General features: G+C 72.7%; 14 protein-coding genes and 1 riboswitch. Of the genes, 4 read left to right on the top strand and 10 right to left on the bottom strand.

The genetic code is table 11. The features are described from left to right. Window positions 1-6 precede the first annotated feature (6 nt). From BSL84_RS33390 to BSL84_RS33370, 5 genes are all read right to left on the bottom strand, one after another. Window positions 7-1,110, bottom strand: coding sequence for a quaternary amine ABC transporter ATP-binding protein (locus BSL84_RS33390; protein WP_075971887.1), 1,104 nt, complete (start codon window positions 1,108-1,110; stop codon window positions 7-9). Next, window positions 1,107-2,699, bottom strand: coding sequence for a GMC family oxidoreductase (locus tag BSL84_RS33385; RefSeq protein WP_078849148.1), 1,593 nt, complete (start codon window positions 2,697-2,699; stop codon window positions 1,107-1,109). The genes BSL84_RS33390 and BSL84_RS33385 overlap by 4 nt, the downstream gene beginning before the upstream one ends. A gap of 14 nt (window positions 2,700-2,713) precedes the next feature. Beyond that, window positions 2,714-4,198, bottom strand: coding sequence for an aldehyde dehydrogenase family protein (locus tag BSL84_RS33380; protein ID WP_075972365.1), 1,485 nt, complete (start codon window positions 4,196-4,198; stop codon window positions 2,714-2,716). Window positions 4,199-4,459: 261 nt separating this feature from the next. Then, the gene (locus BSL84_RS33375) at window positions 4,460-5,749 is read right to left on the bottom strand and encodes an NAD(P)/FAD-dependent oxidoreductase (protein WP_075971886.1); all 1,290 of its coding nucleotides are present in this window, start codon (window positions 5,747-5,749) and stop codon (window positions 4,460-4,462) included. Between the two features lie 389 nt (window positions 5,750-6,138). Beyond that, a complete protein-coding gene (locus BSL84_RS33370; RefSeq protein WP_051873597.1) occupies window positions 6,139-6,423 on the bottom strand; it encodes a WhiB family transcriptional regulator in 285 nt (94 codons plus the stop codon). 328 nt (window positions 6,424-6,751) lie between these two features. Between BSL84_RS33370 and BSL84_RS33365 the strand changes: the two genes are divergently transcribed. Beyond that, entirely contained in the window at window positions 6,752-7,354 is a 603-nt protein-coding gene (locus tag BSL84_RS33365; RefSeq protein WP_051873596.1) for a DUF4328 domain-containing protein, read from the top strand. An 80-nt stretch (window positions 7,355-7,434) separates the two neighbouring features. Beyond that, a riboswitch (guanidine-III (ykkC-III) riboswitch) is annotated at window positions 7,435-7,497 on the bottom strand. A 193-nt stretch (window positions 7,498-7,690) separates the two neighbouring features. On the opposite strand, the gene BSL84_RS33360 is transcribed toward BSL84_RS33365, so the two are convergent. Further along, window positions 7,691-8,728: an AraC family transcriptional regulator gene (locus BSL84_RS33360; protein ID WP_051873365.1), complete on the bottom strand. Its 1,038-nt coding sequence runs from the start codon at window positions 8,726-8,728 to the stop codon at window positions 7,691-7,693. A 262-nt stretch (window positions 8,729-8,990) separates the two neighbouring features. On the opposite strand from BSL84_RS33360, the gene BSL84_RS33355 reads away from it, so the two are divergent. The 3 genes from BSL84_RS33355 (at window position 8,991) to BSL84_RS33345 (ending at window position 12,523) form a co-directional block, all read left to right on the top strand. Continuing rightward, on the top strand, window positions 8,991-9,779 hold the full coding sequence (locus BSL84_RS33355; protein WP_075971885.1) for a type 1 glutamine amidotransferase domain-containing protein: 789 nt from the start codon (window positions 8,991-8,993) through the stop codon (window positions 9,777-9,779). 82 nt (window positions 9,780-9,861) lie between these two features. After that, window positions 9,862-12,018: a hypothetical protein gene (locus BSL84_RS33350; RefSeq protein WP_075971884.1), complete on the top strand. Its 2,157-nt coding sequence runs from the start codon at window positions 9,862-9,864 to the stop codon at window positions 12,016-12,018. A 172-nt stretch (window positions 12,019-12,190) separates the two neighbouring features. Further along, complete coding sequence (locus BSL84_RS33345) at window positions 12,191-12,523, top strand: GYD domain-containing protein (protein ID WP_030026520.1); 333 nt, start codon at window positions 12,191-12,193, stop codon at window positions 12,521-12,523. Window positions 12,524-12,527: 4 nt separating this feature from the next. On the opposite strand, the gene BSL84_RS33340 is transcribed toward BSL84_RS33345, so the two are convergent. The 4 genes from BSL84_RS33340 to BSL84_RS33325 all read right to left on the bottom strand — a co-directional run bounded on the left by BSL84_RS33340 (window position 12,528) and on the right by BSL84_RS33325 (window position 15,550). After that, on the bottom strand, window positions 12,528-13,130 hold the full coding sequence (locus tag BSL84_RS33340) for a TetR/AcrR family transcriptional regulator (RefSeq protein WP_030026519.1): 603 nt from the start codon (window positions 13,128-13,130) through the stop codon (window positions 12,528-12,530). Window positions 13,131-13,145: 15 nt separating this feature from the next. After that, on the bottom strand, window positions 13,146-14,090 hold the full coding sequence (locus tag BSL84_RS33335; RefSeq protein WP_075971883.1) for an NAD(P)H-binding protein: 945 nt from the start codon (window positions 14,088-14,090) through the stop codon (window positions 13,146-13,148). Next, entirely contained in the window at window positions 14,087-14,512 is a 426-nt protein-coding gene (locus BSL84_RS33330) for a nuclear transport factor 2 family protein (RefSeq protein ID WP_030026515.1), read from the bottom strand. The genes BSL84_RS33335 and BSL84_RS33330 overlap by 4 nt, the downstream gene beginning before the upstream one ends. A 210-nt stretch (window positions 14,513-14,722) precedes the next feature. After that, window positions 14,723-15,550, bottom strand: coding sequence for a hypothetical protein (locus tag BSL84_RS33325; RefSeq protein WP_045323242.1), 828 nt, complete (start codon window positions 15,548-15,550; stop codon window positions 14,723-14,725). Window positions 15,551-15,568 lie beyond the last annotated feature (18 nt).

The raw sequence follows: 15,568 nt of genomic DNA, 5'->3' as shown, positions 1-15,568 counted from the left end.
GGCCGGTCACGCCGCCACCCCCCGTCCGGTCGGGGCCGGGAGCCCGGCGACGACGGCGAGCAGCCCGGCGTCGTCGACGACGCCCAGGCAGCGGCCGCCGTCGACGACGCGGGCCGGTCCGCCGCTGACCGCGACGGCCTGGATGGCGTCGACGACGGTGGTGGCGGGCGCCAGGGCGGGGCCCTCTTCCGCCTCGGTGCCGGTGGGCGGGCGCATGGCGGTGCGGACGGTGAGGACCTGTTCGCGGGGTACGTCGCGGACGAAGTCCCGTACGTAGTCGTCGGCGGGCGAGCCGACGATCTCCTCGGGTGTGCCGAGCTGGACGATCCGGCCGTCGCGCATCAGCGCGATCCGGTCGCCGAGGCGGAGGGCCTCGGCGAGGTCGTGGGTGATGAAGACCATGGTGCGGCCCTCCTCGTGGTGGAGCCGGGCGACCTCCTCCTGCATCTCGCGACGGATGAGGGGGTCGAGGGCGCTGAACGGCTCGTCGAACAGGAGCACTTCGGGGTCGGCCGCGAGGGCGCGGGCGAGGCCGACGCGCTGCTGCTGGCCGCCGGAGAGCTGGCCGGGGCGCCGGTGCTCCAGTCCGTCCAGGCCGACCTTGGCGACGAGTTCGGCGGCCTTGTCGCGGCGGTCGCCGCGGCCGACGCCCTGGATCTCCAGTCCGTACGCCACGTTGTCGAGGACGGTGCGGTGCGGGAGCAGTCCGAAGTGCTGGAAGACCATGGCGGCGCGGTGGCGGCGCAGGGTGCGGAGCCGGGTGGCGTCCATGGCCAGGACGTCCTCGCCGTCGATGGCGAGGCTTCCGGCGGTCGGCTCGATCAGCCGGGTGAGGCAGCGTACGAGGGTGGACTTGCCGGAGCCGGACAGGCCCATCACGACGAAGACCTCGCCCTTGCGGACGTCGAAGGTGACGTCGCGGACGGCCGCGGTGCAGCCGGTGCGCTCGCGCAGTTCGGCGGCGGGCAGGTCGGCGTCGGCGGAGCCGGGGACCTTCGCGGCGGCCTTGTCGGGGCCGAAGACCTTCCAGAGGCCGTTCACGGAGAAGACGGGCTCTGCGGCGGAGTCGGGGGCACCGTCGGGCGCCGGGGCGGTGGCGGTGGTGTTCATCGGGTACCGCCGTCCGCGGTGATGAGTTCGGCTGCCTTCTCGCCGACCATGAGCACTCCGATCATCGGGTTGACCGCGGGCATCGTCGGGAAGACGGATGCGTCCGCGATGCGGATGCCTTCGAGTCCGCGGATCCTCAGGTCCGGGCCGACGACGGCTCCGGGGTCGTCCGCGGCGCCCATCCGGCAGGTGCCGGCCGGGTGGTAGACGGTGTGCGCGACGGAGCGGGCGTAGGCGCTCAGCTCCTCGTCGCCGGTGACGTCGGGGCCGGGGCACACCTCGCGCCCGAGCCAGCCGGCGAGCGGCTCGGTCGCGGCGATCTTCCGGGCGAGCTTGATGCCGTCGACCAGGGTCCGGCCGTCGTAGTCGTCCTCGTCCGTGAAGTAGCGGAAGTCCAGGGCGGGCTTGACCTCGGGGTCCGCGCTGGTCAGGTAGAGGCGGCCACGGCTGCGCGGCTTGGGGATGTTGGGGGTCATCGACACTCCGTGCGCGGGGCGCTCGTAGCCGAGGCGTTCGGGGTTGTCGGTGAAGGGGACCTGGTAGAAGTGGAACATCAGGTCGGGTCCGGCGGATTCGGGGTCGCGCCGGACGAAGAGTCCCGCGTCGCTGTCCATCGCGGAGTTCTCCGGTATCGGGCCGTCGGTCTCCCACACGATCACCGACTCGGGGTGGTCGAGAAGGTTCTCCCCGACCCCGGGCAGGTCGTGCACCGGCGGGATGCCGAGGGCTTCGAGGTCCGCGCGCGGGCCGATGCCCGAGTGCAGGAGGAGGCGCGGGGTGTCCACGGCGCCGGCGCACACGATCACCTCGCGGCGTGCGGTGACGACGGACTCCGTACCGTCGGCGGCTCGTACGCGGACTCCGCGCGCCCGGGTGCCGTCGAGTTCGAGGCGGCAGGCCCAGGTCTCCAGGAGGATGCGGAGGTTGGGGCGTTCGTCCATGACGGGGTGGAGGTAGGCCACCGAGGCGGAGGAGCGCTTGTTGTCCTCGGGATGGTAGGCGAGGTCGAAGAAGCCGACACCCTCGTGGAAGGGCTTGCGGTTGAAGCCCTCGACGCGCGGGACGCCCAGGGCGTTCTGAGCGGAGTCGACGAAGTCGCGCGCGATGGCGTTGCGGTCCTTCTCGGCCACCGGGACGATGTTGTTGAGCAGTTTGTCGAAGTAGGGGTCCATGGCGGACGCGTGCCAGCCCTCGGCGCCCGCCTCCTCCCACTCGTCCCAGTCGGACGGGAGCGGCTTGAAGGAGATCAGGGTGTTGTGCGAGGAGCAGCCGCCGAGGACGCGGGCGCGGCTGTGGCGGATGTGCGAGTTGCCGCGGGGCTGCTCGGTGGTGGGGTAGTCGTAGTCGAGTTCGCCGCCGAGCAGGCCCATCCAGCGGCGCAGGGTGAGCACGTCGGGGCGGTCGACGTCGCTGGGGCCGCCCTCGATGACGGCGACGGTGACGTCGGGGTCCTCGGTCAGGCGGGAGGCGATCACCGAGCCGGCCGTGCCGCCGCCGACGACGACGTAGTCGTACCGGTACTCGGGCAGGGACTCGTGCCGGTCCGCGGGCGCGGGGACGGGTGCGGGGGTGGGTGTGGATGTGGTCATGCGCTGCTCCTCCTTCAGCCCGCGAACCAGCGCACGGGGCGCGGAGCGAGGTTCTGGTACACGTGCTTGGTCTCGCGGTACTCGGCCAGGCCCGACGGGCCCAGCTCGCGCCCGATGCCGGACTTGCCGAAGCCGCCCCACTCCGCCTGCGGGAGGTAGGGGTGGAAGTCGTTGATCCAGACGGTGCCGTGGCGCAGCCGGCCCGCCACGCGGCGGGCGCGTCCGGCGTCGGTGGTCCACACGGCGCCGGCCAGGCCGTACTCGGTGTCGTTGGCGAGCGCGACGGCCTCGGCCTCGGTGTGGAAGGTCTCGACGGTCAGGACGGGCCCGAAGACCTCTTCCCGTACGACGCGCATCTCCCGGTGGCAGCGGTCCAGGACGGTCGGCCGGTAGAAGTAGCCCGGCTCGTCGGGTCGTACGCCGCCGGAGCGCAGTACGGCTCCCTCCGCGAGGGCGGAGGCCACGTACTCCTCGGTGCGTTCGCGCTGGGCGGCGGACACCATCGGTCCGCACTCCACGCCCGGGTCGGTGCCGCGGCCGAGGCGGATCCGGTCGGCTCGGCGGGCGAGTTCGGCGACGAAACGCTCGGCGACGCTCTCCTCGACGATGAGGCGGGAGCCCGCCGAGCACACCTGGCCGCTGTGCATGAAGGCGGCGTTGAGCGCCTGGTCGACGGCGGTGTGGAAGCCGTCCTGCGTGGTGCAGGCGTCGGCGAAGACGATGTTGGGGTTCTTGCCGCCGAGTTCGAGTGCGACCTTCTTGACGGAGTCGGCGGCCGCGCGCATCACCTTCGTACCGCTGGTGAGACCTCCGGTGAAGGAGACGAGGTCGACGTCGGGGTGGGCGGCGAGGCGGGCGCCGACGGGGTCGCCGGCGCCGGTGACCAGGTTCGCCACACCGGCCGGCAGGCCGGCCTCCACCAGCAGGCCGATGAGGGCGGCCGTGGACAGGGGGGTGATCTCGCTGGGCTTGATCACGAAGGTGTTGCCGGCCGCGAGGGCCGGGGCGATCTTCCAGGAGGCCTGGAGGAGCGGGTAGTTCCAGGGGGTGATCAGGGCGCAGACCCCGACGGGTTCGTGGACGACGACGCTGTGGATGTCGGGGTTGCCGGCGTCGACCACACGGCCCGCGTTCTCGCCGGAGACGAGGTCGGCGAAGTAGAGGAAGGCGTCGGCGACGCAGTCCACGTCCACGCGGCCCTCTTCGAGCGTCTTGCCGGCGTCGCGGCTCTCCAGCAGGGCGAGGCGTTCGCGGTCGCGGTGGAGCAGGACGGCGGTGCGGCGCAGCAGTGCGGCCCGCTCCAGGACGGGCGTCCGCGGCCACTCCCCGCCGTCGAAGGCCGCGCGGGCGGCGCTGACGGCCGCGTCGGTGTCCGCGGTGCCGCCCTCGGCGACGACGGCGAGGACCGTGGCGTCCGCCGGGTCGAGGACCTCTCGGGTGGCTCCTGATATCGCGGAACGCCAGGTCCCGGCGATGTGGATGGTCGGCTGCTCGGACACGACGCGCTGTACCTCCGAATCGGGCACCGCGGCCTGCCCGCGGTGGTGGTCATCGGGCGCGCATGCCCCGGTCCTCCGAACGCATGCCCCATCAGCCCCTGGAAGTGACGGGAGTCACTTTCCGTCACCTCACAGGGACTTGGGTCATTTATTTACATTTCGGACATCGTGAGGCGCCGACCTGCGTGCCGCCCAGGCGCGGGGGCGCCGGCCTGGGCGGAACGGGAGGGGCAGGTACGGACGGGGTCAGGGCCGTGGGTGTCACACGTGCGCGGGTGGTCGCGCGGCCGCACGACGGTGCTTGATGTTGACGGTCGCGGCCCTGGCCACGGCCGCGGGGTTGAGGAATCTCGCCGGCCCGATCAGGCGGGATCCGAAGAGGTGCATGTGGCGCGCCAGCGATGCGTCGCGCGCCGCCGCCGAGAACATCAGCCTCTCCATGGGGTTGAAGGGGCGGGCCCTGGCGAAGTCGGCCGCCAGGTACTGGTGTCCGCGCAGCGAGCGGCGGTGTCTGCGTTCGTAGGCCACGAGGGAACCGTCGAGGTCGCCGCGGCCGGTCGCGGCGGAGGCGACGGCCTCCGCCAGCCATTGCGCGGACTCCAGGGCCCAGCCGCACCCCACGCCCCACAGGGGGTCGCCGGTCAGGGCGGCGTCACCTATGAGCGCGACGCCGGGAGCCGTCGGCTTGCGGGTGTGCAGCGGGTGGTCGACAGTGCCGGTGATCTTCGTGATGCGTTCGGCGGAGTCGATGGGCGGCGCCTCGGGCAGGGCGCGGACGAATGCGAGGAAGCTGCCCTCCAGGTCGTCGCGGAAGGCGGGCAGCCGCTGTTTGCCGGGGAGCACCGCGATGACCGTGACGCCGTCCTCGTTGGGGAACCCGTACGCCATGTCGGGATCGAGGAACCACGTGTGGCCGAGCCCTCCCGGCAGCGGGAGGTCGCGGAAGTGCGCGAAGTAGCCGAACCGCCCGTTCTCGTACCGCCGTCCGGGCACCCCCGCGTACTTCGCCACGGCCGAGTCCTTGCCGTCCGCGCCGACGACCAGGCGGGCGCGGATCTCACGCTCGCCCTGCGGCTCCTTCACGCGTGCGCCCACGGTCCGACCGGCTTCGCGGACCAGTCCGGTCACGTGGTGGCCGAGCAGCAGATCGACGCCCGGAGTCCGGCCGGCGAGGGACCTGAGCATCGGGTCGAGGGTGCTGCGCCGGATGTTGTACGCGTACGGCAGCTCGGGTCCGCCGGGCGCGGCCCGCGGCTCGATCCATCCCCAACGGGTGTACCAGCGCACCTCGTTGCGGACGGCTCCGGCCTTCTCGATGGCGGGCACGAGGCCGAGTTCGTCCAGGACGGGGTAGGCGTTGGCGGTGATGGAGTGCGTGCAGAGCACCTTGTACGCCTGTGGGTCCGAACGCCGTTCCAGCAGTGCGACGCGGACACCGCGCCGGGCCAGCAGGATGGCGGCGGCACTGCCGGCGAGGCTGGCTCCGCAGACGACGACGTCGTACTCGCTCTCGTCCGCGTCGCCGTGTCCGGCGCTCTCGGGTCTGGTCATGTACCGGTCGCTCCCTTCGGGGTGTGGTGCCGTGCGTGGGAGTGCGAGCGCCTGCTGTCAGGCACATGACGAATTATGCAGAGCGCTCGGGAGCGGGGCGGCCGGCGTGGCGCGGGAGCCCGCGGGCGTCGTGCGGGCGGGCTCCCGCGCGGTCCTGAGGGAGTGTCAGTGGGAGCGTTTATCCTGATAGGACAGGGTGTGGGGAAGCTGACATGGGGGTCGTCATGCTCGGTTGGCTGCTTGCTGTACTGATACCGGCCGGTCTGCTGGGGGTGGGGACGTGCGCGTTCCTGATCTGGGCGAAACTCGGGACGGACCGGCCGGTCGAACACCACTCGACGATGGGCAGCAGTTGGAAGGGACCCGAGGGCGGGGGGTGAGGGGGTTGGTCATGCCCCCAGGCTGTCGACGAGAAGGAGGTGGCGCTCGTCCGGGGTGAGGCCGCCGCGTACGCCGTGCGGGATCCGGGCGGCGAGGGCGTGGCGGCGGCACGGAAGGCGGACCGGACAGCGGTGGCAGACGGCCTTGGCGGCCTGTTCGCGCTTGCGGGCGGCTTCGGCCGGCTCGTTCGCGCCCCGCTCGAAGACCTCCCGTTCCCCGGAGCGGCACGGTCCGACGAGCGGCGCGTCGTGTCGGGGGTCGAGGAGCACGTCCGTACGGGAGTTGTCGGTCACGCCCGGTTCCTTCCGGCAGGGGGCGGCCCGTCATGGCCGCCTGTGCCGCTCGTATCTCCGCAACCGGCGCGTTCATGCGCGGGCGAGGTCTGCGCGGTGGGTGCGGATAGTGGCCGACAGCCGGGGTGCAGGCCGGGGACCTGCGGTTTCTCGGTGGACGGGTGGGTGCTCGCTGCCGTAAATTCCCTCTGCGCGCTCATCCTCGGGCGTCTGCTCCAGCGTGCCCGTGGGGGGTTCCAGCGTCATGTCCTCGTCCCATCCGAACGACCTCCGCCCTCGTCCGCCGCTGGCCCGCCCGTCCCCCAGTCCCCGACGTGCGCTGCTCGGGGTGCTCCACGCCACGCTGACGGCGGCCGCGGCGGGCGACGTCCTCTCCCTGTACGCCGGCTTCCGGGCGCACTTCGCCGTGGAGGGGGACGGGGAGTTCGCGTATGTCCCCGAGGAGCGGTGGGATGCGTTGAACTCGATGTTCACCAGGGTGGAGGGGTACCAGATGGTGACCGTGCTCGTGTGCGCGGTCGTCTTCATCATGTGGTTCCACCGCGTCCGGCTGCGGGCCGGCATGCTGGCGCCCACGGCGTTCCGCCGGGGTCCGGGCTGGGCGATCGGCGGCTGGTTCATCCCGGTGGCCTTCCTCTGGGTGCCGTACCGGATCGCCAACGAGGCCTGGACCGTCGGCCTGCGGGGTGCCGCAGGCCCCTTCTGGCCCCTGAACCTCTGGTGGGCGGCGTTCGCCGGCTCGATCGTGCTGGGCCGGTACGCGAGCGTCAGCTACCGGCGGGCCGAGGGCCTCGGTCCCTTCCTCGACGCGGTGACCGTGGGCATGGCGGCCGACGCACTGAGCATCGTCGCGGCGGCCGCGGCCATGTTCTTCGCGGCGCGCCTGACCCTCATGCTGGACGGCGACGGCACCCCGGCCGGAAGCAGGTAGCCGACAGCCGTCCGGCCGCACCGCTCGCGGAGGACGCTGCCCGGGAGCGGACAGCGGGCGGTGCCGCTCGTGCGGCACCGCCCGCGTCGTCGTGCGTGACCGGGTACGGCACATCTCGTCCGAGGCCGGGAATCCGGCCGCCGGACATTCCGGTGCCGGTCGCAGCACGCCCTAGGGTCTGTATCGAGTTGCCCCGTGGAGCAAGGAGCGGCGTTCGGTGCGTGCCCTCGGCGTGCGGGACGAATGTCCTCGTAGCGGAGCTACCAGGGCATTCGGCTCGTGCGCCGAGGGTGCGTGCCGGGCGTCGCGACGCCGCGGGGCAACTCGATACAGACCCTAGCACCGGTACCGGCTGCGGTACGCGCCCGGTGGCATGCCCTCCCACCGGGTGAAGGCGCGGACCAGGGCCGTCGCCCCGCTCAGGCCGACGAGCGGGGCGATCCGGTCCAGGGGCAGGGCCGTGGTCTCCAGCAGCCGCCTGGCCCGGCCGTGGCGGGCGGTGTCGAGGAGCGCGCGCCACGTCGTGCCCTCGGCGTGCAGGGCCCTGCGCAGCGTGCGGACGCTGAGGTTGAGCTGGCGGGCGGGCCCCTCGGGGTCCGCTTCCTCCAGCGCGGCGTGCTCCAGCCACTGCCGGACCCGCTCCGCGACGGTCGGGGACGCCGCGGACAGCTGGTGCAGGAGGCGGTCCGCGTAGGCCTGGTGGAGGCGGTTGAGCGCCGGGTCGTAGAGGGGACGGCGCCGGTCGAGGTCCTCGCCGGTGACGGTGATCGCGTTCTCCGGGGCGCCGAAGGTGACGGGGCAGCCGAAGACGCGGGCGTACGGCTCGGCCGCGCCCGCCCGGGGGTGGGCGAACGACACGGCCACCGGTGCCCAGTCGTCGCCCGTGATCCAGCGGGCAGCCCGCACCATGCTGCTGACGACCGCTTCCACCTGCTGGGGAAGCATGGCGGTCGGGCCGACGGTCGGCCGGTAGCAGATGCGGCCGACGCCGCCCAGGCGGCGCAGGGTCACCGTGCCCGCCTGGCTCACCAGGGGGTGGTAGCGCTCGGCCGCCCGCGCGGCGTCCGCGAGGCTGGCGCAGGTGAGGATCAGGTGGCCGAGGATGTGCAGGCCGTCGGGCCGTAGGCGGTCGCCCACGAGAAGCCCGGTGTGGGGGCCCGCGTCGCGGGCGGTCAGCACCTCGTCCCACAGGGCGCGCATCTCGCCGTACTCCAGCCGGTCCGTGGGCATGGCCCAGGAGTCGGTGCCGCCGGGGCCCGCCTCGGCCGTCGCGCTCAGGACGGCGAGGGCGTAGGACGCGTTGACGGAGGGCCCGGTGAGGGAGCGTCCGGTGAGGGAGGGCCCGGTGAGGGGGGTGGGCTCTGGGATGGACACGGCCGTCAGTCAAGGCGGGCGCACCACCCGCGTCAATAGGGTCCGCGGGACGGGCTGCCCGCGGTGCGGGGGCGGCGGCGGGCGGACGCCGGTCCGGCAAGTCGGTCCGGGGAGTCAACGCCTTGGCCGTCGGAGTGAATGACGGCGCCACCGGCCCCTTCTAGGGTCGTCCTTCGGACACCGAGGAGATCAGGGGGTCGGGCCCCCGGGGCCGCGGAAGCGAACGCGCTGCCCTGATGACCAGCGCTCAGAGGAGTACGCCGTGATTCTCTTCCTGCTCCCGGCAGGCGACTACGACCCCACCGAGGCCGCGGTGCCGTGGGCCGCGCTGCGGGACGCCGGCTTCGAGGTGCGGTTCGCGACCCCGGACGGCAAGGTCGCGCTCGCCGACCCCCGCCTCACGGACCTCGGCTTCTCCTGGCTGTCGCCGTGGCTGATGACCCGCCGCGCCGAGCTGGCCGCCTACCGCCGCCTCACCGAGGACCCCTCCTTCCTCGCCCCCTTCTCGTACACGGAAGCCGAAGCGGAGGCCGAGCCGTCCGACATCACCGGCCTGTTCGTACCCGGGGGCCACGCCCCCCGGATGCGGACGCTGCTCGAAGACGCCACCGCGCAGCGGCTGTTCGCGCGGGTCTTCACGCGGGGGCTGCCGGTGGGGGCCGTCTGCCACGGGGTGCTGCTCGCCGCCAGGGCGCAGGATCCCGCCACCGGGCGCTCGGTGCTGCACGGCCGGCGGACCACGGCTCTGACGTCCCTGCTGGAGCTGACGGGGTGGAACCTCACCCGCCTCTGGCTCGGCCGTTACTACCGGACGTACCAGGCGACGGTGCAGCAGGAGGTCACCGCGGCGCTCGCCGATCCGAGCCACTTCCTGGCCGGTCCGCCGCTGCCCGTCCGCGACACCGCCGCCCGGCCCGGGCGCGGCTTCACCGTCACGGACGGCAACTACGTCTCGGCGCGGTGGCCGGGTGACTGCCACCGCCTGGCGGCGGACTATCTGTCCCTGGTCCGTGCGCATGCGGCGGCGGGAGCGGCCGACCGGCCGGGGTGACCCCCGCGGGCGCGCAGGCGGTGTCCGGGACCGACGAAGACCATCTCCGCAGTGTCGTGCACGCTTCGTGGAAGGGATGGGGATGAACCGACGAAGAGCCTCTAAACGGAGCCGGTACCGGTACCTCCTGATCGGCCTGGTCCTCGCACTGGTGACGCTGGCCCTCGGCCCGGCGGCCGCCGGCGCGCCCGCCGGGCCGCAGTGGTGGGAGCCGGTGGCCCGCCCGGCCCCGGACTCGCAGGTCAACGTCACCGGGGCGCCGTTCACCGGGACGGACGACCAGGGCCGCGTCCGCGGATACGTGGACGGGCATGTCCACCTGATGTCCGACGAGGGCTTCGGCGGGCGGCTGGTATGCGGAAAGGCCTTCTCCACCGCGGGCGTGGCCGACGCGCTGAAGGACTGTCCCGAGCACTATCCGAACGGGGTCCTCGCCCTCTTCGACATGATCACCAAGGGTGGTGACGGCAGGCACGACCCGAACGGCTGGCCGACGTTCCGCGACTGGCCGGCCCATGACTCCGCCACCCACCAGCAGACGTACTACGCGTGGGTGGAGCGGGCCTGGCGGGGCGGCCAGCGGGTCCTGGTGAACGACATGGTCACCAACGGGGTGATCTGCTCGCTGTACTTCTTCAAGGACCGCGGTTGCGACGAGATGAGCGCGATCCGGCTCCAGATCCAGAAGACGTACGAGCTCCAGGCCTACGTGGACACCATGTACGGCGGCGCGGGCAAGGGCTGGTTCCGGGTCGTCACCGATCCCGGCCAGGCGCGCAAGGTCATCCAAGAGGGCAAGCTGGCCGTCGTCCTCGGGGTGGAGACCTCCGAGCCGTTCGGCTGCAAGCAGGTGCTGGACAGCGCCCGCTGCACCATGGACGACATCGACCGCGGGCTGGACGAACTGCACCGTCTGGGTGTGCGCAGCATGTTCCTGTGCCACAAGTTCGACAACGCGCTGTGCGGCGTACGGTTCGACTCGGGCACCCAGGGGATGGCCGTCAACGCGGGCCAGTTCCTGTCGACGGGCACCTTCTGGAGCACGGAGCCGTGCACCGGGCCGGAGCACGACAACCCGATCGGCTTCGGGCCGGCCGCGGGACCGGACGGGCACGCCGGGCACGCCGCGGCTGCCACCGCCGCAGCCGCCGGCCCCGCGGGCGCCGGAACCGCGCCGTCGGAGGCGGAGGCGGCGGCCCGGATCCGGGCCGCCCTGCCAGAGGGCGTGGAGCTCCCCGAGTACGGCGGCCCCTCCATGCAGGCCGCTGCCCAGTGCAACCGCCGCGGGCTGACCGCGCTGGGCGAGTACGCGGTGCTGGGCATGACGAAGCGCGGCATGATGCTGGAGATCGACCACATGAGCGTCAAGGCCGCGAACCAGGCGCTGCGCGTGCTCGAAGCCGAGCGCTACTCCGGGGTGCTGTCCACGCACGGCTGGATGGACGAGAACTGGACCGAGCGGGTCTACCGCCTGGGCGGCTTCATCACGGGCCACATGTACGAGGCCCCCGCGTTCGCCGCCGAGGCGCGTGAACACGCCGCCCTGCGCGCCCGGTACGGCGCGGGGTACGGCATCGGCACCGACATGAACGGCTTCGCCTGGCTGCCCGGCCCCCGGGCCGCCGGCGGAGAGCAGGTCCGCTATCCCTTCCGCAGCGCGGACGGCGGTTCGCTCCTCGACCGGCAGGTCACCGGCTCGCGCGTGTGGGACGTCAACACGGACGGCGGCGGCGCCCACTACGGCCTCGTGCCGGACTGGATCGAGGACATCCGGGTCACCGGCGGCCAGGACGTGGTGGACGAGCTCATGCAGGGCGCCGAGGGCTACCTGCGCACATGGGGGCGCGCCCACGGCCACAGCACCCCGTACGCGCCCCTGGTGCGCGGCTACCGTCCGCACGCCGGGCACCTGGCCTCCCCACGGCCGCTGCCCGCCGGCTTCACCCACGAGGCGGTCTGGAAGGTGCTGCGCGACCCGGCGCCCGGCACGGTCCGGCTGTACGAGTGCAAGGCGGCGAACCACTCGCTGCTGACCCCCGATCCGGGTTGCGAGGGGCAGCAGCCCCTCGGCGCGATCGGTTACGTGTACACGGAGGCGGTGCCGGGCTCGGTACCCCTCTACCGGTGCTACATACCGTCCGTCTTCGACCACTTCGTCTCCAACCGCGCCGACTGCGAGGGGCCGTACGTGCGGGAGGGCCTGCTCGGCCACGTCATGCCGGCGGCGGCGTCGCCGTAGCGGCGTACGGGCCGAGGTGCCCCCGGCGCGTGCGGCCCGGGGGCACCTCGCCGTCGCGCGGGCCGCGGGGCGGCCCGTTCGGGGGCGGCCGTTCGGGGGATCCGGGGACCTGACGGGCCCTTCCCCGGGCGGCTGCGGGCACCTCTTCCACACAACGGAAACGAGGTGCACGATGCCGCTCTACCTGTCGAGGTTCAGCTACACCCCGGAGACGTGGGCACGGCTGATGAGCCACCCCGAGGACCGCGCGACGGCCGCCAGGTCCTACATCGAGTCCGTCGGCGGGAAGCTCCACGGCTTCTGGTACGCCTTCGGCAGCCATGACGGATACAACCTGTGGGAGGCCCCCGACAACGTCTCCATGGCCTCGGTGGCGCTGGCGATCAGCGGGGGCGGGGCGCTCAGCTCGTTCGAGACGACCGTGCTCCTCTCCGTCGACGACACGCTGGACGCGCTGCGCAAGGCCGAGCAGATCCGCTACCGGCCTCCCGGCCGGCCGGAGTGAGCGCCTACTGACCGCTGTCTCCGCCGAGGACCCTGTCGACGTGGGCGGCGAGCGAGGAGCGCAGGGCCTCCGGGGACATCTTCCGTTCGTCGACCAGGTGTGCGACGAGGTCGGCGCGGATGGCGGCCAGCAGGGCGTGTGCGGTGAATTCCGGGTCGTGGACGCCGGGTACCTGGTCGAGCGCCGCCCGCAGCGTTTCGTGCCACCAGCCGTAGTGCGCGGCCTGGTAGGGGCTGCTGAGCCCGGCGTCCTCGGCGGCCGCCATGAGGTGCCGGTTCTCGATCTTGAAGGTCAGCGAGGCGTCGAGGAGGGCCAGCACCCGCCGCCTCGGTGCGGAACCGGTCGACTCCTGCACCTCCCGCACCGTGTGCTGAAGCGGTTCGAGGCGGGAGGTGATCACCGCGGCGATCAGGCCGGCGCGGTCTCCGAAGCGGCGGAAGAGGGTGCCTTTGCCCACGCCCGCGGCCGCCGCGATGTCGTCCATCGACACGCTGTGCGGGCTGCTGCTGGCGGCGAAGAGGGCGTCGGCGGCCGCCAGGACGGCTTCCCGGTTGCGCTGGGCGTCGGCGCGCTCCGTACGCTCCGCGGGCTCCGGTCGTCGGGCCACTCGTCCTCCTTAAGTCTACGGCCTCTGCGGCCCCGGGGAATGATATTCGGCCGGTTCGTGTGCGCGGCTCGCGCCCGCTCGCAGTTCCCGTTCGACGAAGGCGCGCAGAGTGCCCGGGGGCCGGCCGGTGATCCGCTCGACGGTGTCCGAGGTGCGGTCCTCGGCCCCCTCGGCGATGGCACGGTCCATCCGCGCCAGCATGGTGGCGAACTCAAGGGGTATCCGGGCCGCCCACCGGTCGCGCAGCTCCTCGTAGGTCAGCTGCCGGTGCACGACGGGCCGTCCGGTGACATCGCTGATGATCGCGGCGGCGTCGGTGTAGCTGAGTGCCTGCGGCCCGGTGAGGATCAGGTCGGTGTCGGGGGCCCGTTCACCGGTCAGAGCACGTACGGCGACGGCGGCGATGTCGTCGGCGTCGACGAATCCGACGCGGCCGTCGCCGGCGGCGGTGAGGATGGCGCCGTCCTCGCGGATGGTGCGCGCGTGGGGGGCGGATCCGGCGAAGTTCTGCATGAACCAGGAGGGCCGCAGCACCGCCCACTCCTCGAACAGGGCGGGCAGTTGCTCGTGGACCCAGCCCACGGCGGGGCCGCCCGCGGGGATCGCGGAGGAGCTGAGCAGCACGGCGCGGCGTACGCCCGCCGCGCGGGCCTGGCGGAGGAACGGCAGCATGACGGCGGCCGGGTCCGGTGAGCCGGTGGGTGGAACGAGGTAGGCGCGGTCGACGCCGTCCAGGGCTTCGGTCCAGGTCGCGGGCTCGTTCCAGTCGAAGCGGACGGCCTCGGCGCCGGTGTGCGCGGACCCCCGGCCGGCGGTGCGGGCGGCCGCCTTGACACGTGTCCCTTCGGCGATCAGCCCGGCGGTGACGCGGCGGCCGGTGGTACCGGTGGCTCCGGTGACCAGGGTGGCGGGGGCTGCTGCGGTGCCCGCACTCGTGCTCGTGCTGGTGGTGTTCGTCATCGGTTCGCTCCGGTGAAGTCGGTGCCGGGCGCGGCGAGGGGGTTCCAGTAGTCGCGGTAGGAGGTGATGAGACCGTCCTCGACCGTGACCACGGCGATGTACTTCATGTCGTAGGGGGTGTCGGTCTTCACGAGGCGGCCGACTCCGCGCATCTCGACCACGATCGTTTCGGGGACGGCGGTCTGATGGATCATCACCTCGGGGAAGTCGTACAGGTCGACGTGGTCGGGGTAGTGGCGCATGTACGCGCCGACCGCGGCCTTGCCTTCGAGACGCGAGGGCCAGCCGTCGGGGGCGAAGGGGAATTCGAGGACGCCGCGGGTGTCCCACAGGTCGATCCAGGCGGCGAAGTCCGACCGCAACAGCAGCTCCAGGCCGTGGCGGTAGAGCTCCGCGGCCGTCATGGGGATCGTCGTCGTCATCGTTCGGGGTTCCTGTCTGCCGGTGGGAGGGGGGCGCGGGCCGCCCGCATAAGCGGACCGCTAGTCCGTATGATCGTGACCTTACGGACCGGCGGTCCGTTTAGCAAGCGGAGTTCGGGACTGCGCACGCGACGAAGCCGTAGCCGATCCCGGGAGGGTCGGCTACGGCTTCGGCAGGACTCTGTGACGGTCGGGAGCCGCCGGCTGCGATCAGCCGATGGGCTGCCGGGATTCGGAGCGCACCTTGAGGGTGGCCGCGGCGAACGCGGCGAGGTCGACGGAAGCGGGCTTCTGCTGCGCCGTCTCGGGGGTGACGAATCCGACCGAGGCTCCGGTGTTCGCGTCCGCCCAGGCGCACATCGGCAGGGAACCCTCGGCCGCGCCCTGCTTCATGGTCAGCACCTGACAGGACAGGGTGATGTCGGAACCGACGGGGGTGATGTCCCTCGCGGGGACCGCCACCGTCGCGCCGTCGGACTCTCCGGCCCCCTTGAGCATCTTCCTGCGGGCGCCCGCGGGGTCCTTGAACCGGCCGTACATGCCCGAGAGCACGAGGGCCCCCGTACCCTGCGGGGACTCGGAGCTGTACTGGCCGACGACCGGCTTCGGATCACGGATCTTGGAGTCGTACGTGCCCTTCAGGGCTTCTTCGCCGGCGGTGGCCGAAAGGTCCTGGTCCAGCTGGTACTTGCCGTCCAGGAGGGTCTTGGGGACGGTGAGGCGGTGGGTGGCCTCCGGGAAGCCGCCCGCGGATCCCGTCAGCAGGTTCGCCGCGAACCCGAGGACCCCGAGCACCACCAGCGAGCCCACGGCGATGCCGATCACCAGCCCCGTCCGGTTCTTGCGCTGCGGCGGACCCATCGGGGGCTGACCCCATGCGCCCTGGCCGGGGTACGGCTGGGCAGGGTACGGCTGCCCGGGGTGTGGCTGACCGGAGTACGGCTGCGCGGGGTACGGCTGGGCCGGAAAGGGCTGCTGGTGGGCGGGCTGCGGGGGCCCGTACGGGCCGGGGTGCTGCTGGGGCGGGGGCGTGCTCATGCCCGAACGCTACGTCAG

The organism is Streptomyces sp. TN58 (assembly GCF_001941845.1).
Lineage (GTDB): Bacteria > Actinomycetota > Actinomycetes > Streptomycetales > Streptomycetaceae > Streptomyces.
Note: the sequence above shows the minus strand (reverse complement) of the source record. Positions and strands in the feature narration are given on the sequence as shown.

Bases quoted from the DNA above. Each gene is read 5' to 3' on its own strand.
- BSL84_RS33330 (WP_030026515.1), bottom strand. From the start codon at position 14,512: ATGACGACGACGATCCCCATGACGGCCGCGGAGCTCTACCGCCACGGC.
- BSL84_RS33390 (WP_075971887.1), bottom strand. From the start codon at position 1,110: ATGAACACCACCGCCACCGCCCCGGCGCCCGACGGTGCCCCCGACTCC.
- BSL84_RS33335 (WP_075971883.1), bottom strand. From the start codon at position 14,090: ATGACGAACACCACCAGCACGAGCACGAGTGCGGGCACCGCAGCAGCC.
- BSL84_RS33350 (WP_075971884.1), top strand. From the start codon at position 9,862: ATGAACCGACGAAGAGCCTCTAAACGGAGCCGGTACCGGTACCTCCTG.
- BSL84_RS33345 (WP_030026520.1), top strand. From the start codon at position 12,191: ATGCCGCTCTACCTGTCGAGGTTCAGCTACACCCCGGAGACGTGGGCA.
- BSL84_RS33375 (WP_075971886.1), bottom strand. From the start codon at position 5,749: ATGACCAGACCCGAGAGCGCCGGACACGGCGACGCGGACGAGAGCGAG.
- BSL84_RS33325 (WP_045323242.1), bottom strand. From the start codon at position 15,550: ATGAGCACGCCCCCGCCCCAGCAGCACCCCGGCCCGTACGGGCCCCCG.
- BSL84_RS33385 (WP_078849148.1), bottom strand. From the start codon at position 2,699: ATGACCACATCCACACCCACCCCCGCACCCGTCCCCGCGCCCGCGGAC.